An 18520-nucleotide genomic window follows, 5' to 3' on the forward strand; every position below is an offset into this window, starting at 1 on the left:
TTTCGGATAGAATTCGCATTATATCGCGCCACCCTCGGGCGTGTTCTGGATTGGAGATCGGCAATGCCCCACTATCGTTCCCGCACTTCGACACATGGCCGCAACATGGCGGGCGCGCGCGCTCTCTGGCGCGCCACCGGCATGCAGGACGGAGATTTCGGCAAGCCGATCATTGCCGTCGTCAATTCGTTCACCCAGTTCGTTCCGGGGCACGTGCATCTCAAGGATATAGGACAGTTGGTCGCTCGCGAAATCGAGGCCGCCGGCGGTGTCGCCAAGGAATTCAATACCATCGCCATTGATGACGGCATTGCCATGGGGCACGACGGCATGCTTTATTCGTTGCCTTCGCGTGACCTGATTGCCGACTCCGTCGAATACATGGTCAACGCACACTGCGCCGACGCGATGGTGTGCATTTCGAACTGCGACAAGATCACTCCTGGGATGTTGATGGCGGCAATGCGCGTGAATATCCCGACCATATTTGTCTCCGGCGGCCCGATGGAGGCCGGCAAGGTGAAGTGGGGCGGCAAGGTGATTGCCGTCGACCTGGTCGACGCGATGGTCAAGGGCGGCGACAGCAATTGTTCCGACGATGAGGTCGACTCTTTCGAGCGCTCGGCGTGTCCCACCTGCGGTTCGTGTTCGGGAATGTTTACCGCCAACTCGATGAATTGCCTGACCGAAGCGCTCGGGTTCTCGCTGCCCGGCAACGGCACCGTCCTGGCCACACATGCCGATCGCCGCGAACTTTTCCTCAAGGCCGGACGCCTGATCGTCGACCTCTGTCGTCGCTATTACGAGCTGGACGACACCTCGGTGCTGCCGCGCTCTATCGGCAGTTTCGCTGCCTTCGAGAACGCGATGACGCTGGATGTGTCAATGGGGGGGTCAACGAATACGGTCCTGCACATCCTGGCGGCGGCACAGGAGGGTGGCGTCAGCTTCACGATGGACGACATCGACCGCATCTCGCGCCAGGTGCCCTGTCTCGCCAAGGTGGCGCCCGCCACACCCGACTACCATATCGAGGACGTGCACCGCGCGGGTGGCATCTTCGGCATTCTCGGCGAACTGGATCGCGCCGGTCTGCTCCATCGCGAGGTGCCGACAGTGCATGCGAGGACGCTAGGCGAGGCGATCGACAACTGGGATGTGATGCGTACGCAGGCGCCACAACTCTGCGAGTTCTTCAAGGCGGCGCCGGGTGGCATTCCGACCCAGAAGGCCTTCTCGCAGAACCGGCGTTACCCGGAGCTCGACCTTGATCGCGCCAAGGGTTGCATTCGCGACAAGGCGCATGCGTACTCACAGGAAGGTGGCCTGGCCGTGCTCTACGGGAACATCGCCAGTGACGGCTGCATCGTGAAAACTGCCGGTGTGGACGAGAGCATCTGGGTCTTTGCCGGCAAAGCACGGGTGTTCGAGAGCCAGGACGATGCCGTCCAGGCGATCCTCGGTGACCAGGTACTGCCTGGCGAGGTGGTGGTCATTCGCTACGAGGGTCCGAAAGGTGGGCCGGGCATGCAGGAAATGCTCTATCCCACGTCCTACCTGAAGTCGAAGGGCCTGGGCAAGGTCTGTGCTTTGCTCACCGATGGCCGCTTTTCCGGTGGTACCTCCGGGTTGTCGATCGGGCATGTTTCCCCCGAGGCCGCCGAAGGTGGCGCGATCGGCCTGGTGCAAGAGGGCGACCTGATCGAGATCGACATCCCGGGGCGTCGTATCCAACTGGCGATCGACGAGTCCGAACTGGCCCGGCGGCGGCTGGCGATGGAGTCGAGAGCCGCGGCGGCCTGGCGGCCGGCGGTTGCGCGCCAGCGTGTCGTGTCGCAGGCGCTGCAGGCCTATGCGCTGATGACCACCTCGGCGGCTACCGGCGCGGTGCGCGATCTGAAGCAGTTGCAGCGGCGCTGAGCCAAGGCTCGACTGGCATGACGGACCCGGTTCGAGGTGTCCGAGGCGTTTCGCGCGTCGTTCGGGATGCGGCCGGCGACGCGGTCGCAGGTCAACGGGCGGCATGGTCAACGCGTTAGTGACGGGGCGGAGTGCGTGTACCGGCGCTGCGGATCAAGAGGCTTTCCAAGCTGACCAAACTGAAATAATATCGAGGCGTTTCAAACCCCTTATCTGAACGGAGTAATAGCATGAAAGCGATCTACGTGTGCCTGCTGGCTGCTGCCGGCGTAATGTCTGCCGGCGCCGTCCAGGCTGATGAAGCCCTGGCCAAGGCCAAGAACTGCCTGTCTTGTCACGCCGTCGACAAGAAGGTCGTTGGGCCGTCCTACAAGGACGTGGCCAAGAAGTACACGGCCAAGGATGAAGCCATGCTCGCTGCGAAGGTCATCAAGGGCGGCAAGGGTTCCTGGGGTGAAGTGCCGATGCCGCCAAATCCTTCGGTAACGCCCGACGAGGCGAACAAGCTGGTCAAGTGGATCCTCAGTCTGAAGTGATCGTTGCATGAACAAAAAAACCGGCCAATTGCCGGTTTTCCGTTTCAGGGATGTGGTGCCGAAAGCTGATATGCAGGTCGAGAGATCATATGCATGTTGACAAGGTTCTGATGTGCTTGGACAATCGCCCGTTTCCCACCCTCTACACAGACAATATCGGAGATGAAACCTATGAAGAGTGTTCGTACACCCGGTGTATTGCTCGTTCTGGCAGCCTCGCTGGCCGTGATCGGCTGCGGCAAGAAAGAGGAACCCAAGGCTGCGGCCCCTGCTCCTGCCCCGGTGGCAGCGCCCGCGCCGGCGCCGAAACCCGAAATGGTGGTCAAGATCGGCCATGTCGCGCCACTGACCGGCCCGATCGCGCACCTGGGCAAGGACAACGAGAACGGTGCCCGCTTGGCCGTCGACGATGCCAACGCGAAGAAGATCGAGATCGATGGCAAAGTCATCAAGTTTGAGTTGCTTGGCGAAGATGATCAGGCCGACCCGAAAACCGGTACCGTCGTCGCCCAGAAGCTGGTTGATGCCAAAGTGGCCGGCGTCGTCGGGCACCTCAACTCGGGTACGACCATCCCTGCCTCGGCGATTTACAACGCCGCCGGTCTGCCGCAGATTTCGCCCTCGGCAACCAATCCGAAGTACACCCAACAGGGCTTCAATACCGCCTTCCGCGTGATGGCCAATGACATCCAGCAGGGCTCGGTAGTCGGTGCCTACGCGGTGAAGGACCTGGGCGCCAAGAAGATTGCGATCATCGACGATCGCACGGCCTATGGTCAGGGTTTGGCGGATGAGGTCGAGAAGGCTGCCAAGGCTGCCGGCGCGACCATCGTCGCGCGCGAGTTTACCAACGACAAGGCGACCGACTTCAAAGCCATTCTGACCAAGATCAAGGCCAAGAAGCCTGACGTGATCTTCCTTGGCGGGATGGATGCGGTGGGTGGTCCGATGCTCAAGCAGATGAAGGAACTCGGCATCACCGCCAAGTTCACCACTGGCGACGGTGGCTGCTCACCCGAACTGATCAAGCTCGCGGGTCCGGCATCCGAGGGCGTGGTTTGTACGCAGGCCGGCCTGCCGGTCGACAAGCTCCCGAACGGCCAGAAATTCGTCGAAGACTTCACCAAGAAGTACGGTCAGATTCAGATCTATTCTCCCTACAGCTATGACGCAGTGATGGTCCTGGTCGACGCCATGAAGCGTGCCAACTCTGCCGACCCGGTCAAGTATTTGCCGGAGGTTGGCAAGACCTCCTACGATGGCGTTACCGGCAGGATCGAGTTCGACGAGAAGGGTGACATCAAGAACGGTGCGATTACCGTTTTCGAAATCAAGGATGGCAAGCTGGTTACCCTGAAATCCGAAGGCGGTACGGCCCCGGCCGCGCCCGCTGCTGCGGCTGCTCCGGCCCCGGCGCCTGCACCTGCGGCGGCTCCAGCACCTGCTGCTGCACCCGCCCCGGCTCCGGAAGCCAAGAAGTAAGGGCCCCTCAGCAACTTGATCCCGAGGGAATGGCTCCGGCCATTCCCTCGTTTTTCCTGCATCCGCATCCGCTCAGCACCAACCGGGCCCAGCTTTTGTGCGGCCGCCTCCTTGGCGGCATGCCTCGGAACATACGGTACGCCAGCAGCACCTTGTTGCGGAAAGCTTGATTATGGACACTCTCCTCCAGCAACTGATCAACGGCCTCACCCTGGGCGCTGTCTACGCGCTCGTTGCTCTGGGTTACACGATGGTTTACGGCATTATCGGCCTGATCAACTTCGCCCACGGTGAGGTGGTGATGATCGGTACGATGGTTGCCTTTACGGTGATTGTCTCCCTTGCCGGCTCCGGCATGCCGCCTCTCCTGGTTCTCGGCATCGGCCTGCTGGTTTCGGTGGTGGTCTGCATGGTGCTCGGCTGGGCACTCGAACGTGTGGCCTATCGCCCCCTTCGGCATGCGCCAAGACTGACGCCGTTGATCACGGCGATCGGCATGTCGATCGTCCTGCAGAATGTGGCGATGATCATCTGGGGCCGGAACTACATCACTTTTCCTCCGATGATTCACAAACAGATTTACGACATCGGCGGCGCCAGTTTCACCAACGTTCAGGTCGCCATCGTGTCACTGGCAGCGGTGGTGATGTTGGGTCTGATTTACCTGGTTCATCGTACGCGCATCGGCATGGCCATGCGGGCTACGGCACAGAACCCGCACGTGGCGTCGCTGATGGGTGTCGACATCAACCGCGTCATCGCCATGGCCTTCATCATCGGCTCCGCGCTGGGCGCCGTTGCTGGCTGCATGGTCGGTTCGTATTACGAAATTGCGCATTACCAGATGGGTTTCATGCTTGGCCTGAAGGCTTTCACGGCGGCTGTCCTGGGAGGCATCGGCAATCTCGCCGGAGCCATGGCGGGTGGCCTGTTGCTCGGTGTGATCGAGGCGCTGGGTGCTGGTTACATCGGTGATCTGACCGGTGACATCCTCGGCAGTCACTATCAGGATATTTTTGCCTTCATCGTGTTGATCATCGTTCTGATTTTTCGTCCTTCGGGTCTTTTTGGCGAGCGTACAGGAGATCGCGCATGAACGGCCGAGCCAGACCGTCTTCCTCTCGGCAGAGACATTGGCTGGGCTTCCTGCTGCTCGGCGTCGTGCTGCTGGCCGTTCCTTTTGTTGCCGCGCTGGGGGGGCAGGCGTGGGTGCGGATTGCGAATTTCGCGATTCTCTACGTCTTCCTCGCACTTGGTCTGAATATCGTCGTTGGCTATGCGGGTCTGCTGGATCTCGGTTACGTCGCTTTTTACGCCGTCGGCGCCTATGCCTACGCACTCCTGGCGTCGCCGCATTTCGGCATTCACCTGCCGTTCTGGGTGATCCTGCCCCTCGGCGCCGGTTTGGCGTGCATCTTCGGCGTCTTGCTGGGTGCGCCGACACTCAAGTTGCGCGGCGACTATCTGGCCATCGTGACGCTGGGTTTCGGTGAGATAGTCCGCATTTTCATGAACAATCTGAATGCGCCGGTGAACATTACCAACGGTGCGCAGGGAATCACCCTGATCGACCCGATTCGGATTGGCGATTTTTCCTTTGCCCAGACCAGCAGTTTCCTCGGGGTGACCCTTTCCGGACCGCAGAAGTACTATTTCCTGCTGGTTGCCCTCGCCCTGCTGGTGATAATGGTCAATATCCGCTTGCAGGATTCGCGAATCGGTCGTGCCTGGCAGGCCATACGCGAGGACGAGATTGCTGCCAAGGCCTGCGGGATCAACACCCGAAACATCAAGTTGCTGGCTTTTGCCATGGGGGCTTCTTTCGGCGGTATCGCCGGGGGCGTTTTTTCCGCGATGCAGGGCTTCGTCAGTCCAGAGAGTTTCTCATTGATGGAATCGATTACCATCCTGGCGATGGTCGTACTTGGCGGCATGGGGCATATACCCGGCGTGATCCTCGGCGCCATCCTGTTGACCGGCCTCCCCGAGGCCCTGCGTTACGGCATCGAGCCGCTACAGCGAGCGCTCTTCGGGCGCATGATCGTTGATCCCGAGAGCTTGCGGATGCTGGTCTTTGGGCTTGCGCTGGTGCTCGTCATGCGCTTCCGTCCGGCGGGCCTGTGGCCCTCGTCGCAACGACGCCGCGAACTTGCCGAGAGTGCGGGTTGACGATGAGCGAACAACAGTTGTTGCTTGAGGCTCACGCGGTGGCCAAGCACTTCGGCGGGGTCAAGGCTTTGCATGATGTTTCCCTGACCATACGGCGGGGCGAGATCTATGGGCTGATCGGTCCGAACGGGGCGGGCAAGACCACTTTTTTCAATTGTCTTACCGGACTTTACCGAAACGAGGGTGGTCACTTCATCTTTGACGGGGTCAGACTTCAGGCGGATGCGCCGCACAAGGCCGCGGCCGTCGGGATCGCCCGCACATTTCAGAACATCCGCCTGTTCGGGAACATGACGGCCCTCGAAAATGTCATGGTCGGCCGCCACTTGCGCACGCGCGCCGGCGTTGTCGGGGCGATCATTCGCAATCCGGCGACGCGTGCCGAAGAGGCGGGGATTGCTCGTCGCGCGGAAGAACTCCTGCACTATGTCGGCATTCACGCGCGCGCGCACGACTATGCAAAACATCTTTCGTACGGAGACCAGAGACGCCTGGAGATTGCTCGCGCACTGGCGACCGAACCGAAGCTGCTGGCGCTCGACGAGCCGGCAGCCGGGATGAACGGCACCGAAACCGAAGCCTTGCGCGTGCTGGTCGAGGGTATCTGTCGCGACGGGGTTACGGTGTTGCTGATCGAGCATGACGTCAAACTGGTCATGGGTTTGTGCGGAAGGGTTGCGGTGCTCGACTATGGCGAGAAGATCTGCGAGGACGTGCCGGCTGTGGTGCAAAAGGATGCGCGTGTCGTCGAGGCCTACCTCGGTGGCTCGGTAGCCTGAAGGAGCGATGAATCATGCTCGAAGTTAACGGACTGCGCGTTTCCTACGGTGGTATCCAGGCCGTTCGCGGCATTACCTTTCATGTCAATGAAGGCGAGATGGTGGCTCTGATCGGTGCGAATGGTGCCGGCAAGAGCAGCACCTTGCGCGCCCTGGCAAGATTGCTCGATCCGGCAGGCGGTAGCGTCCGCTATCGCGGCAAGGAACTTTTGTCCTTGCCGCCACACGCGCTGGTCAGCGCAGGAATCGCACTCGTTCCCGAGGGCAGGGGTGTCTTCCCGCGCATGAGCAGTATCGAGAACCTGCGCATGGGTGCCTACGCTCGCAACGACAGGAGTGGCGTCGAACGCGACCTCGAGCATGTTCTTGGACATTTCCCACGGCTGAAGGAACGGGCTCAGCAATTGGCAGGAACGCTCTCGGGTGGCGAGCAGCAGATGCTGGCGATCGGACGCGCGCTGATGAGCAAACCACGGCTGATGCTGCTCGACGAGCCGTCGATGGGCCTCGCTCCGATTATGGTGCAAAAGATTTTCGAAGTGATTCGCACGGTCGCCAGCGAAGGGATGACCATTCTGCTCGTCGAGCAGAATGCCAAACTTGCGCTGGAAGTCAGTCAGCGCGGCTACGTCATGGAAAGTGGCGAGATCACTGTGACCGATGAGTCAAGGCGGCTGCTTGCCGATCCCAAGGTCCGCGCCGCCTATCTGGGGGAATAGACGTCCGGATCCCGGAAGCCCTAGAACTCCATCGCGTCGGCGAAAGATAGGGCCTGCAACTGCGCCCGGTTGAACTGGCTGGCCGTCAGGCCAAGCATGCCTGCCTGCGTGGCGATGTTCTGACCATCATCGCCTTCACTGGCCAGGGCCAGATCAAGGAAGGGTTTGTAGCGTCCGCCGTTGCCCAGCAGAGCATCGCAGATGGGCTCGGGCAGGCGCATGGTTTCCAGTGCCTGCTCCATGCCGATGCCGAGCAAGGTTTCGAGCAAGGAAAACGCACCGGTGATGAACAGGTTGTCGTATTCCGATGGTTCGACCAGGCCGTTGGCCAGCAATTCCATCAGGCGTGCCCGTAGCAGCGCCGTGTACAGCAAGGCGGGTGCCATCGGGTCCTTGCTTGCAGTTGCCAGCAGCAATGACAACCAGCGGTTCAGCTTGTCGTATCCGAGCATGCTGACTGCATGGCGGAAGGACTGGATCTCGCAGGACAAGCCAAAACCGGCTGAATTGATGTAGCGCAGCAGCTTGTAGGAAATCGCGACATCCTGCTTGAGTGCGGCTTCGATTTCCCGGATGTCGGCGTTGTGGCGGACCAGGTTGAGTACCCGCACGATATTCGCCTGCCCCGGATTGAGGGCTTTCGCAGGCGTGCTGCTGGGTGCCGTAAAAAACCATCCGGCGGCGGCAGTCATTCCGGCATCCACACAGGCGCGAAAATCCGCAGTATTTTCGACATTGAAAGCGATGCCCATGCCGTAAGTTCGCGTTCGCGCAGCGAGCAGCTTGAGTTGGGCCAGAGCGAAATGCTGCGCGTCGAAGCCGATGAAGCGGCAGGCGACGCCGGCCGACAAGGCCTGCGTCGCCTGCGGATCGAAATGCAGGCAGACCGTCGGTTGCCAGGTCTGCAGTGCGGCGATCAGATCGGGGCCGTTCTGATCAAGTAGCGCCGCAGCCGGCAATTCGATGGTCGCATTTTCGGGGGCCGACCAGTCGAGCAGGCTGGCGTCACATGGGGTCCGGCCGCAGCTGACGAATACCGGTTTTTCCCCCTGTGGCCAGACGCTTGCCAGCGCGCTGAGGGCGTTTACCGCATCCGGCATGCCCCCGCTTTCCAGATGCAGTGTCAGGCGCGTGGCGATGATCCGGCGCTGGCGATTGACCAGCGGTTGACGGGACATGAAGACTTCAGTCATGCGTTTCGAATCCACTTGACAGCGATTCTCGAAGCCCGCACTTCGCGAATGCGGGGGGCGAGGTGAGGGGGAAGGTCATGGTATTCATGATCCGGAAGGTAAGGACAAGGCATCAGCGCGACTTGCCGGATGCGGACTGGTGACCATGGCATTCAGCGTATCGGCAGCAAACTCGAAGGAGTCGGCGAAGAACTCTTCCGCAGGCAATCGGCATCGAGCCACGAAATCCCGTCTTGCAGCAGCGACCATTGCCGGGGAACCACAGACGTAGGCCTGGTGTTCGGAAAGGTCGGGGTGATCGGCCATCGCCACCTCGTGAACCAGGCCGCGGCGACCATTCCAGCGGTCTGCCGTGGTGGCGTCGGAGAGCACCGGGGTGAAGCGGATGTGCGCATGTTCCACTGGCCACTGCTCGGCAAGTTGCAGCAGGTAGAGATCGGCACGTTGGCGCCCACCCCAATAGATGTGCATCGGTCTGGCGTTGGTTTCAGCGACGGCATGTTCGACGATCGCCTTGATCGGCGCAAATCCGGTGCCGCCGGCAATCAGCAGCATGGGTTTCGGCGATTCCTCGCGCAGAATGAAAGTTCCCAGTGGTCCACGCAGGCGGAGGATGTCGCGTTCCTTCATGGTTTCGAAAACCTGGGTGGTGAACTGTCCGCCCGGTGCGTGCCGGATGTGCAACTGCAGGCAGGTGTCCGCATGCGGGGCGTTGGCCAGCGAAAAAGCACGGCGGCGCCCATCCTTGAGGAGGATGTCCACATACTGTCCCGCGAGAAACTGCAGCCGCTCGTTGGCCGCCAGTTTGAGTTCGACGATCATCACGTCGGGAGCTGCGCGCGTCAGCCGCTGCACTCGCGCCGGCAAGGTGCGGATCGGGATGTCTTCAAACGAGCGAACTTCCCGGCTTTCGATGCGCAGATCGCTTCTGGCCATGGCGCAGCAGAAGAGGGCGAAGCCGGCCGCGCGATCGGCGTTACTGAGTACCTCGACGGGTGCCGCGCCGTGCTCCACTCCTCCCGTCAGCACCTTGCCTCGGCAACTGCCACAGAAACCATTGCGGCAGCCGTAAGGAAGGCTCAGCCCCTGGCGTAGTGCTGCTTCGAGAATCGTTTCGTCGGACTCGGCTTGAAAACTGTGCCGGCCAGGTTCGACACTGACCTGAAAACCCATTGCCTCTCCGCTGATGTCCCAATCCGGTAAAATTGCGCAGTGCAAAAACTTTTGATCGTCGGCTGCGGTGACATTGCCCGCCGCATCCTGCCCCGCCTGCGCGGCCATTACCGTGTTTTCGCGCTGTTGCGCGACCCGTCCCAGCGCGCCTTCTGGCGCGAACACGGGGCCAGTCCCGTGCTTGCCGACCTCGATCAGCCAGACAGCCTGCAGCGCATCGCCGGTCTGGCCGACATCATCCTGTATCTGGCACCGCCGGCGGCCGCGGACAAGTGCCGCCGTGTCACCGGTGACGGGCGCGATACCCGGACCAGCGCCCTGCTCGCCGCCCTGGCCCGCGGCTGGAGTCTACCACAGCGAATCGTGTACATCAGCACCACCGGTGTGTACGGCGATTGCGACGGCGATCTGATTGACGAGACGCATGCCTTGCGGCCAGCCACGGCCCGAGCCTGTCGCCGGGTTGACGCCGAACGCCAGTTGCGCGCCTTCGGGCGCCGTGGGGTGGTGGTCAGCATTCTGCGTGCCCCCGGCATTTATGCCGCCGATCGCCTGCCGATCGAGCGGTTGCGCAAGGGTATTCCCGCCCTGTACGCGCCGGACGACGTGTATACCAACCATATTCATGCCGACGATCTGGCGATGTTGACTTGCGCTGCAGTTCGTTATGGACGCAACAACCGCACGTACAATGCGACAGACGATTCGCAGATCAAGATGGGGGACTATTTTGATCTGGTGGCCGATGGTTTCGGTTTGCCGAGGGCACCGCGCCTGTCGCGTCGCGAGGCCGAGGAGCGGCTCTCGCCCCTGCAGTTCTCGTTCATGAGTGAATCACGGCGTTTGCTCAACCAGCGGATCAAACAGGAACTGCGGGTGAAATTGCGTTATGCGCGTGTCGAGGATGGCGTGGCAGCGGCGCGGATCGAAAGGAAAAACTGGTGCTCATAGTCAAGGTTCTGCATCTGTGGATGGTGGTCAGCTGGTTTGCGGGCCTGTTCTACCTGCCGCGCATTTTCGTCAACCTGGCGATGGTTGCACCGGACAGCGTCGCCGAACGCGATCGCTTGCTGCTGATGGCTGGCAAGCTCTATCGTTTCATGACCCCGATCGCTGTTCTGGCAGTCGCTCTCGGGTGCTGGCTGTGGTTTGGCTTCGGCTTTTCAGGTGGCTGGCTGCACCTCAAGACGACTCTGGTGGTGGGGCTGCTGGCCTACCACGCCTATTGTGGTCGGCTGTTGCGCGACTTTCGCGCCAGCCGCAACGTGCGTAGCCACGTCTGGTTCCGCTGGTTCAACGAAATGCCGGTGCTGGTCCTGCTGGCGGTGACTTACCTTGCCGTTCTCAAGCCGTTTTAGTTCACCTGGCCAGGAGACAATTGTGGAAACATTCTTTGCCAGTTGCCCGCGCGGCCTGGAACAACTGCTGGTTGACGATCTTTCGGCGGCCGGAGCGCGGGACCTCAAACAGATCTCCGGAGGCGTGCATTTTCGTGCCGAGTGGACGGTTTGCTACCGGGCCAATCTGCACTCGCGAATTGCCACGCGCATCCTGTGGCGGGTGGCACATGCGCCTTACCGCACCGAGGACGACATCTACCGCCTGGCACTGGAGACGTCGTGGCCACGCAGTTTTGATTCCGAGCAGACCATTCGGGTCGATGTGACTGCCGTAAAAAGCGCTCTGAAGAGCATTGATTTCGTGACCCTGCGCATCAAGGATGCGATCTGCGACCGTTTCCGCCGCGATACGGGGAAGCGCCCGAGCGTCGATACGCGTCAACCGGACGTGCGGGTACACGGTTTCCTTGGCAGCGAGGACTGTACGCTTTATCTCGATACCTCGGGTGCCCCCCTGTACCAGCGTGGTTGTCGCCAGAAGACCGTGGATGCGCCGCTGAAGGAAAACCTGGCCGCGGGTATTCTCCGCCTCAGCGGTTGGCATCCGGGGGTCACGCTGCTCGACCCGATGTGCGGCAGCGGCACCTTCCTGATCGAAGCGGCGCAGATCGCACTCGGCATTGCGCCAGGGGCCGGACGGAGCTTCGCTTTCCAACGGCTGCGCCAGTTTGATGCGGCAGCCTGGAAACGGCTGCTCGATGCCGCACAGGCCGGGGAGAAAAGTGCTGACCACGTCGGAATCTTCGGCAGCGACCTGTCACCAGTCGCCGTGCGTGCGGCGCTGGCCAACCTCGATCGCGCCGGCCTTCTGCCCGCGGTCACGCTCAGTACTGGCGATCTGCTCGAAATCAGCGCCCCTGCCAGTCATGGCATCCTGGTCAGCAATCCCCCTTATGGCGAGCGCGTGTCCGATCATGACGAACTGGCCGAGTTCTACCCCTTGCTCGGCAGTGCCCTGAAGCGCCGGTTCGCGGGCTGGAACTGCTACCTGTTGAGCGCCGACACGCGTTTGCCGAAGTTGATGCGCCTGACACCAAGCAGGAAGACGCCCCTGTTCAATGGCGCGCTCGAATGCCGCCTCTATGAATTCCGGATGGTGGCCGGCAGCAACCGAGGTACGGCCGCGACGCCGCCGGTGTAGCCGTCAGTCGGTGTACTGGCTGCTGACGGCAGAACCGGTTGCGGCCGGGACACGGCGGTCACCGGGTTTCCTGCCACCACTGGCAAGTCAAATGATGTCCAGATGTCCGATGCCGGCGGTCAGGTCCCGATCCTTCGATTCCTTGCCATGCAGCTTGATCTGCAGGCGCAGGTCGTTGAGCGAGTCGGCGTTGCGCATGGCATCGGTGTAGCTGATCTGGCCGGCTTCGTACAGATCGAACAGCGCCTGGTCGAAGGTCTGCATGCCCAGTTCGCGCGACCTTTTCATGACCTCCTTGATTTCCTGCACCTGGCCCTTGAAGATGAGGTCTGAAATCAGTGGCGAGTTGAGCATGATCTCGATTGCCGGGGCACGTCCCTTGCCGTCCTTCTTCGGTAGCAGCCGCTGCGAAACCATGGCCCGCAGGTTCAGCGACAGGTCCATCAGCAACTGGTGGCGGCGTTCCTCGGGGAAGAAGTTGATGATCCGGTCAATGGCCTGGTTGGTACTGTTGGCATGCAGCGTCGCGAGGCAGAGATGCCCGGTTTCGGCGAAGGCGATGGCGTAGTCCATGGTCGCGCGATCGCGGATTTCGCCCATCATGATCACGTTCGGTGCCTGCCGCAGCGTGTTCTTCAACGCGATTTCCCAACTCTCGGTATCAACACCGATCTCGCGTTGGGTGACGATGCATTTCTTGTGCTCGTGGACGAACTCGATCGGGTCTTCGATGGTGATGATGTGACCCTGACTATTGCGGTTGCGGTGATCAACGAGTGCCGCCAGGGAGGTGGTCTTGCCGGTGCCGGTGCCCCCGACAAAAACGACCAGGCCGCGCAAGGTCATCGCGATGTCTTTGAGTACCGGCGGCAGGCCGAGCTCGTCGAGGGACGGTACGACCAGGTTGATGGTGCGGCAGACGATGGCGACCTTGCCCTGTTGTACCAAAGCGCTGACACGGAAGCGGCCGATGCCCGTCGGCGAGATGGCGAAGTTGCATTCCTTTGTGGCTTCGAAATCGGAGGCTTGCCGATCGTTCATGATCGAACGCGCGAGTTCAGCGGAGTGCTGCGGCAGCAGGGGCTGGTTGGAAACCGGTACCACCTTGCCGTCGATCTTGATCGCCGGCGGGAAGTTTGCCGTGATGAAGAGGTCCGAACCGTTTTTCTGCGTCATCAGTCGCAGCAGTTCGTGCATGAATTTTAACGCCTGGTCAGTTTCCACGCATTACCTCCTGCTCGCAAGACTGGCTTAAAGGCCGGGGAAAGTGTCTTTATTGGCCGCCTTGTTGCGAGCTTCGGCTGCCGAAACGACATTGCGTCGGACCATGTCGACCAGGCATTGGTCGAGCGTCTGCATGCCGTGCTGTTGCCCGGTCTGCAGGGACGAATACATTTGTGCCACCTTGTTTTCCCGAATCAGGTTGCGGATCGCCGGTGTGCCGATCAGGATCGCATGCGCCGCGACGCGGCCCTGGCCGTCCTTGGTCTTGAGCAGGGTCTGCGAGATCACCGCCCGCAGGGATTCGGAAAGCATCGAGCGAACCATTTCCTTTTCGGCGGCGGGGAAGACGTCGATTACGCGGTCAATCGTCTTGGCGGCGCTCGAGGTATGCAGGGTGGCGAAGACCAGGTGCCCGGTTTCCGCACCGGTCAACGCCAGACGGATGGTCTCGAGGTCGCGCAACTCACCGACCAGGATCACGTCCGGATCTTCGCGCAAGGCCGAGCGCAGAGCGTTCTGGAATGACAGTGTATGCGGGCCGACCTCACGCTGGTTGATCAGGCATTTCTTCGACTGGTGCACAAACTCGATGGGATCCTCGACGGTGAGGATGTGGCTATACGAATTTTCATTGACATGATTGATCATCGCCGCCAGGGTGGTCGACTTGCCCGAGCCGGTAGGCCCGGTGACCAGCACGATGCCTCGCGGATAATCGGAGATGTCCTTGAAGATCTTCGGGCAGTTCAGTTCTTCGAGCGTCAGCACCTTCGACGGAATCGTCCGGAATACCGCCCCGGCACCGCGATTCTGGACGAAAGCGTTGACCCGGAAACGCGCCAGATTGGGAATCTCGAACGAGAAATCGCATTCCCGCGTGTCCTCGTACTGCTTGCGCTGAACGTCGCTCATGATGTCGTAGACCATGGCGTGCACGTCCTTGTGCTCCATCGCCGGCAGGTTGATCCGCCGCACGTCACCGTTGACCCGGATGATCGGTGGCAGGCCCGCAGACAGATGGAGGTCGGAGGCCTTGTTCTTGACACTGAACGCAAGTAGTTCGGTGATGTCCATCCGTTTTCGTCCTCGGGCGGTGGGCAGGGCGCGGTGCTATACTCTCGTAAATTTCCGCAACATCCGATTATGACCACACTTGGTGCCAGGCTGCAAGACGTTCTCGCGCGAATCGCGCGCGCTGCGCAGCAGCACAGCCGTGATCCCGCCAAGGTACTGCTGCTCGCTGTAAGCAAGACGTGGCCCGCCGCGTCGGTGGCTGAACTGGCCGCCGCCGGCCAGCGGGCATTTGGCGAGAGTTATGTTCAGGAAGGGGTTGACAAGATTACCGCGTTACGTCCGCTGCGGCTGGACTGGCATTTCATTGGTTCGCTGCAGAGCAACAAGACGCGCATCGTCGCCGAGTCTTTTGACTGGGTGCATTCGGTGGACCGGCTGCGGATTGCGCAGCGCCTCTCCGAACAACGTCCAGACTCGCTGCCCCCGTTGTCGGTCTGCCTGCAGGTCAACATCAGCGGCGAGGCAACGAAAGGTGGTGTTTCCCTCGCAGCAGCACCGACCCTGGCGCAGGCAGTCGCGGCGCTGCCGCGACTACGCCTGCGTGGCCTGATGGCCGTGCCGGCGCCGAGCGGGGATTTCATGACGCAGCGCCAACCTTTCCGCTGTTTGCGGGAACTTTCCGAGCGATTGCAGGCCGATGGTCTGCAGCTTGATACACTTTCGATGGGTATGTCACACGACCTGGAAGCAGCCATTGCCGAAGGGGCGACGCTGGTGCGTGTTGGCACCGCAATTTTTGGTGAGAGAAACACAGCATGAAGATCACTTTCCTTGGCGGTGGCAATATGGCCAACGCGATGATCGGTGGCCTGGTGAAGACCGGTTTTTCGGCAGCCGACATCGCCGTCATTGAACTCGGTGCGCAGGGGCGAGCCAAGTTGCGGTTGGTGTACGGTGTGCGCTGTTACGAAGCGCCGACGGCGGCGGCTCTCGACTGCGATGCGGTGCTGCTTTCCGTCAAGCCGCAGCAGTTGCGGGACGCTTGTGAGCCGCTGCTTCGCCATCTCAAGCAGCAATTGATCATCAGCATCGCTGCCGGTCTGCGCCTGGCAGACGTTTCACGCTGGCTGGGTGGTTACGGCAAGATCGTGCGCGCGATGCCCAACACCCCTGCCTTGATTGGCGCCGGCGTGACCGGCCTGTATGCCTTGCCGGGGGTGTCGATGGCTGAGCGACTCGGTGCCGAGCGCATTCTGCAGGCGGTCGGCAGCACGCTGTGGATTGCCGACGAAGCGCAGATGGACGCAGTGACCGCCATCTCGGGGAGTGGGCCGGCCTATGTCTTCCTGTTCATCGAGGCCCTGCAGCAGGCAGCAAAGGAACTGGGACTGACGCCGGCACAGGCGCGTCAACTTTCGATCGATACCGTACTCGGGGCCGCCAAGCTGGCCTCGCAGTCCGACGAAGCGGCCAGCGTGCTGCGGGAGCGAGTGACCTCCAAAGGCGGCACCACCGAGGCGGCATTGCGGACGATGGCCGAGCGCGGTGTCAAGGAGGGTTTCATCGCCGGGGTCTTTGCCGCCAATGCGCGTGGTCGCGAGTTGGGCGAGCTGCTTGGCGGGGACGCCTGATGATCATCCAGGCCAGCCTGTTTCTGATTGAAGCGCTGACTGGTTTTCTGACTTTTGCCCTGCTCCTGCGTTTCTACATGCAGGCCTGTCGCGTCTCGTTCAACAACCAGATCGGCACTTTCGTCGTCGAATTGACCAACTGGCTGGTCAGACCGCTGCGCAAGGTGCTACCGGGATTATTCGGGCTCGATCTGGCAAGCCTGCTGCCGGCTTATGTGCTGCAGGTTCTGTTTGCCTGCGCGGTGTTCGTGCTGAGTGGCGGCATCGCCATGGAAACCTGGTCGCCGCAGGGTCTGATTCCCCTGCTGTTGTGGCGCGGCGTCGTGGCGACCTTGCGTCTCAGCCTCTACCTGCTGATTGGCGCACTGTTGGCGCAGGCGGTGCTGTCGTGGGTCAATCCCTATTCCCCATTCAGCCACCCGGTGTCGCAGTTGACGAGACCCGTCCTGCAACCGATTCAGCGCGTGGTGCCCCCGATTGGCGCCATCGATCTGTCGCCGCTGATTGCCATCGTCCTCGCCCAACTGCTGCTCATCTTTCTGTAGCGCGGTGCCCGACTGGCTGCGCGAGGTCGACGGCGCGATCATCCTGACCATTCATGTTCAGCCTGGAGCGAAGCGCAGCGAGGTGGCCGGTGAGTATGGTGATGCCCTCAAAATCCGCCTCGCCGCGCCGGCGGTAGACGGCCGGGCCAACGCCGCATTGCTGGCGTTCATCGCCCAGCGGCTGGGCCTCGCACGCTCGGCGGTGGAACTGAAAAGCGGCCTAACCTCACGACGCAAGTCGCTGCGGGTTACGGGTGCGCGCCCCGACGCCGGGCACTGCCTGCTGGGGCAGTGAGCGAGCAGGCGTCTGCTGCCACGCCAGGTTCTGCGGTAGGGCTCAGGCCTCGAAAACGATGCGTCCTCCGACCAGTGTCATGCGCACTCGACCGCTGACTTCGTAACCCATGAACGGGGTGTTCTTGCCCTGGCTGCGCAAGGCATCCGGGGTGACGCGCCAGGTTTCATCGGGATCGAAGACGCAGACGTCGGCGGGACTGCCGACACTCAGCGAACCTGCCTCGATGCCGAGAATGGCGGCCGGATCGCAGGTGATGCGGGAGAGCGCCAGAGCCAGCGGCAGTTTTTCCTGCGCCGCCCACTGCAGCGTCAGCGGCAGCAGGAGTTCGAGTCCGGACGCGCCGGGCAGGGCTTCGGCAAACGGGAGTTGCTTGCCGTCTGCATCGACCGGGGTATGGTCCGAACATATCGCTGCCAGACCTTCCGCAACCGCGGTGCGAAGCGCGTCACGGTCGCTCGCCGAACGCAGTGGCGGGTCGAAGCGGGCATTGCTGTCGAAGTAGCCGATGTCCATTTCCGATAGGTGCAGGTGATGGACCGCGACGTCACAAGTGACCTGCACATTGGACCGTCGGGCCTGGCGAATCAGGGCGATGCCTGCGGCTGACGACAGGCGTGAAAGATGCAGGCGAACCCCGGTCTGGGATGCCAGCAGCAGTGCCGTGGCGATGGCGACGGTTTCGGCCGATACCGGAATGCTGGCCAGTCCGAGCCGTGAAGCCACCTCTCCATCGTGGGCTACGCCGTCGCCGGTGAGAAACTGATCCTGCGGCCGCAAGCGCACGGCATAGCCGAAAGTGGCGGCGTATTGCATCGCCCGCAGCAACAACTGGGTGTCGACGATCGCCCGTTTGGCTTGTGAAAAAGCGATGCAACCGGCGCGCGCCAGACTGTTCATTTCGGCGAGTTTCTCGCCGGCCAGTTGCTGTGTCAGGGCGCCGATGGGATAAACGCGCGCCAGGCCGAGCGTCTCGCTGCGTCGAACCAGCCGTTCGACGAGGCCCGGTTCGTCTAGCGGTGGTTTGCTGTCTGGCGGACAGGCGAGCGAGGTGACGCCGCCGGCGACCGCTGCGTTGAGTTCGGGTTCGATGCCACCGAGCCGGCTGGAGAGGTCAACCAGACCAGGGCAGGCGATCAGGCCGCTGGCGTCGATGCTGCGTGCCGCCGCGAAGCCGGTCGGTGGCTGGCCGATGCCCGCCACCAGGCCATCGGCAATGAACAGGTCGAGGCGGGCATCAAGACTGTTTTTCGGGTCGATCAGGCGAGCGTTGCGCAGGTGCAGGTGTTGTCTGTTCAT

19 protein-coding genes are annotated in these 18520 nt (G+C 61.7%); 14 read left to right on the forward strand and 5 right to left on the reverse strand.

What is annotated here, in order from left to right:
- Positions 1-63: 63 nt before the first annotated feature.
- From ilvD to AC15MQ_RS11180, 7 genes are all read left to right on the forward strand, one after another.
- Positions 64-1920 carry a dihydroxy-acid dehydratase gene (ilvD, locus tag AC15MQ_RS11150; RefSeq protein WP_287666316.1) on the forward strand — a complete coding sequence of 619 codons (1857 nt, stop codon included), beginning with the start codon at positions 64-66 and terminating at the stop codon, positions 1918-1920.
- A gap of 230 nt (positions 1921-2150) precedes the next feature.
- Positions 2151-2456, forward strand: coding sequence for a c-type cytochrome (locus AC15MQ_RS11155; RefSeq protein ID WP_332335398.1), 306 nt, complete (start codon positions 2151-2153; stop codon positions 2454-2456).
- Positions 2457-2627: 171 nt separating this feature from the next.
- Positions 2628-3938 carry a branched-chain amino acid ABC transporter substrate-binding protein gene (locus AC15MQ_RS11160; protein ID WP_287666310.1) on the forward strand — a complete coding sequence of 437 codons (1311 nt, stop codon included), beginning with the start codon at positions 2628-2630 and terminating at the stop codon, positions 3936-3938.
- 172 nt (positions 3939-4110) lie between these two features.
- Positions 4111-5034, forward strand: a complete 924-nt coding sequence (locus AC15MQ_RS11165; RefSeq protein WP_287666308.1) for a branched-chain amino acid ABC transporter permease — start codon at positions 4111-4113, stop codon at positions 5032-5034.
- Positions 5031-6107: an ABC transporter permease subunit gene (locus AC15MQ_RS11170; RefSeq protein ID WP_287653448.1), complete on the forward strand. Its 1077-nt coding sequence runs from the start codon at positions 5031-5033 to the stop codon at positions 6105-6107. The genes AC15MQ_RS11165 and AC15MQ_RS11170 overlap by 4 nt, the downstream gene beginning before the upstream one ends.
- A 2-nt stretch (positions 6108-6109) precedes the next feature.
- A complete protein-coding gene (locus tag AC15MQ_RS11175; RefSeq protein WP_287653449.1) occupies positions 6110-6886 on the forward strand; it encodes an ABC transporter ATP-binding protein in 777 nt (258 codons plus the stop codon).
- A 14-nt stretch (positions 6887-6900) separates the two neighbouring features.
- On the forward strand, positions 6901-7605 hold the full coding sequence (locus AC15MQ_RS11180) for an ABC transporter ATP-binding protein (protein ID WP_287666306.1): 705 nt from the start codon (positions 6901-6903) through the stop codon (positions 7603-7605).
- Positions 7606-7625: 20 nt separating this feature from the next.
- On the opposite strand, the gene AC15MQ_RS11185 is transcribed toward AC15MQ_RS11180, so the two are convergent.
- Both AC15MQ_RS11185 and AC15MQ_RS11190 read right to left on the reverse strand, forming a co-directional pair.
- A complete protein-coding gene (locus AC15MQ_RS11185; RefSeq protein WP_287653451.1) occupies positions 7626-8798 on the reverse strand; it encodes an EAL and HDOD domain-containing protein in 1173 nt (390 codons plus the stop codon).
- 84 nt (positions 8799-8882) lie between these two features.
- On the reverse strand, positions 8883-9971 hold the full coding sequence (locus tag AC15MQ_RS11190) for a CDP-6-deoxy-delta-3,4-glucoseen reductase (protein ID WP_287666304.1): 1089 nt from the start codon (positions 9969-9971) through the stop codon (positions 8883-8885).
- A 39-nt stretch (positions 9972-10010) separates the two neighbouring features.
- Between AC15MQ_RS11190 and AC15MQ_RS11195 the strand changes: the two genes are divergently transcribed.
- The 3 genes from AC15MQ_RS11195 to AC15MQ_RS11205 are packed head-to-tail and all read left to right on the forward strand — an operon-like array spanning position 10011 to position 12512.
- Entirely contained in the window at positions 10011-10922 is a 912-nt protein-coding gene (locus AC15MQ_RS11195) for an SDR family oxidoreductase (protein ID WP_287653453.1), read from the forward strand.
- Positions 10913-11329: a CopD family protein gene (locus AC15MQ_RS11200; protein WP_287653454.1), complete on the forward strand. Its 417-nt coding sequence runs from the start codon at positions 10913-10915 to the stop codon at positions 11327-11329. Before AC15MQ_RS11195 ends, AC15MQ_RS11200 begins: the two co-directional genes overlap by 10 nt.
- A gap of 19 nt (positions 11330-11348) precedes the next feature.
- A complete protein-coding gene (locus AC15MQ_RS11205) occupies positions 11349-12512 on the forward strand; it encodes a THUMP domain-containing class I SAM-dependent RNA methyltransferase (protein ID WP_287653528.1) in 1164 nt (387 codons plus the stop codon).
- An 87-nt stretch (positions 12513-12599) separates the two neighbouring features.
- Here AC15MQ_RS11205 and AC15MQ_RS11210 read toward each other — a convergent pair whose 3' ends face one another.
- Positions 12600-13736: a PilT/PilU family type 4a pilus ATPase gene (locus AC15MQ_RS11210; RefSeq protein ID WP_287653455.1), complete on the reverse strand. Its 1137-nt coding sequence runs from the start codon at positions 13734-13736 to the stop codon at positions 12600-12602.
- Positions 13737-13763: 27 nt separating this feature from the next.
- Complete coding sequence (locus tag AC15MQ_RS11215) at positions 13764-14810, reverse strand: type IV pilus twitching motility protein PilT (RefSeq protein ID WP_483080150.1); 1047 nt, start codon at positions 14808-14810, stop codon at positions 13764-13766.
- 69 nt (positions 14811-14879) lie between these two features.
- Between AC15MQ_RS11215 and AC15MQ_RS11220 the strand changes: the two genes are divergently transcribed.
- From AC15MQ_RS11220 to AC15MQ_RS11235, 4 genes are read left to right on the forward strand one after another with little or no spacing between them, the layout of a single operon-like run.
- A complete protein-coding gene (locus tag AC15MQ_RS11220) occupies positions 14880-15569 on the forward strand; it encodes a YggS family pyridoxal phosphate-dependent enzyme (RefSeq protein ID WP_287653458.1) in 690 nt (229 codons plus the stop codon).
- On the forward strand, positions 15566-16381 hold the full coding sequence (proC, locus tag AC15MQ_RS11225; RefSeq protein ID WP_287653459.1) for a pyrroline-5-carboxylate reductase: 816 nt from the start codon (positions 15566-15568) through the stop codon (positions 16379-16381). Before AC15MQ_RS11220 ends, proC begins: the two co-directional genes overlap by 4 nt.
- Positions 16381-16926, forward strand: coding sequence for a YggT family protein (locus AC15MQ_RS11230; protein WP_287653460.1), 546 nt, complete (start codon positions 16381-16383; stop codon positions 16924-16926). Before proC ends, AC15MQ_RS11230 begins: the two co-directional genes overlap by 1 nt.
- A gap of 4 nt (positions 16927-16930) precedes the next feature.
- Entirely contained in the window at positions 16931-17221 is a 291-nt protein-coding gene (locus tag AC15MQ_RS11235; protein WP_287653461.1) for a DUF167 domain-containing protein, read from the forward strand.
- 42 nt (positions 17222-17263) lie between these two features.
- Here the strand turns inward: AC15MQ_RS11235 and AC15MQ_RS11240 are convergent, their stop codons facing one another.
- Complete coding sequence (locus AC15MQ_RS11240; protein WP_287653462.1) at positions 17264-18520, reverse strand: dihydroorotase; 1257 nt, start codon at positions 18518-18520, stop codon at positions 17264-17266.

Source organism: Candidatus Accumulibacter propinquus, assembly GCF_056856495.1.

What these genes read in the sequence shown, in the direction of transcription:
- AC15MQ_RS11170 (WP_287653448.1), top strand. Translation starts at nt 5,031, where the DNA reads ATGAACGGCCGAGCCAGACCGTCTTCCTCTCGGCAGAGACATTGGCTG.
- AC15MQ_RS11220 (WP_287653458.1), top strand. Translation starts at nt 14,880, where the DNA reads ATGACCACACTTGGTGCCAGGCTGCAAGACGTTCTCGCGCGAATCGCG.
- proC (WP_287653459.1), top strand. Translation starts at nt 15,566, where the DNA reads ATGAAGATCACTTTCCTTGGCGGTGGCAATATGGCCAACGCGATGATC.
- AC15MQ_RS11175 (WP_287653449.1), top strand. Translation starts at nt 6,110, where the DNA reads ATGAGCGAACAACAGTTGTTGCTTGAGGCTCACGCGGTGGCCAAGCAC.
- AC15MQ_RS11160 (WP_287666310.1), top strand. Translation starts at nt 2,628, where the DNA reads ATGAAGAGTGTTCGTACACCCGGTGTATTGCTCGTTCTGGCAGCCTCG.
- AC15MQ_RS11240 (WP_287653462.1), bottom strand. Translation starts at nt 18,520, where the DNA reads ATGAACAGACAACACCTGCACCTGCGCAACGCTCGCCTGATCGACCCG.
- AC15MQ_RS11230 (WP_287653460.1), top strand. Translation starts at nt 16,381, where the DNA reads ATGATCATCCAGGCCAGCCTGTTTCTGATTGAAGCGCTGACTGGTTTT.
- AC15MQ_RS11165 (WP_287666308.1), top strand. Translation starts at nt 4,111, where the DNA reads ATGGACACTCTCCTCCAGCAACTGATCAACGGCCTCACCCTGGGCGCT.
- AC15MQ_RS11215 (WP_483080150.1), bottom strand. Translation starts at nt 14,810, where the DNA reads ATGGACATCACCGAACTACTTGCGTTCAGTGTCAAGAACAAGGCCTCC.
- AC15MQ_RS11155 (WP_332335398.1), top strand. Translation starts at nt 2,151, where the DNA reads ATGAAAGCGATCTACGTGTGCCTGCTGGCTGCTGCCGGCGTAATGTCT.
- AC15MQ_RS11180 (WP_287666306.1), top strand. Translation starts at nt 6,901, where the DNA reads ATGCTCGAAGTTAACGGACTGCGCGTTTCCTACGGTGGTATCCAGGCC.
- AC15MQ_RS11190 (WP_287666304.1), bottom strand. Translation starts at nt 9,971, where the DNA reads ATGGGTTTTCAGGTCAGTGTCGAACCTGGCCGGCACAGTTTTCAAGCC.
- ilvD (WP_287666316.1), top strand. Translation starts at nt 64, where the DNA reads ATGCCCCACTATCGTTCCCGCACTTCGACACATGGCCGCAACATGGCG.
- AC15MQ_RS11185 (WP_287653451.1), bottom strand. Translation starts at nt 8,798, where the DNA reads ATGACTGAAGTCTTCATGTCCCGTCAACCGCTGGTCAATCGCCAGCGC.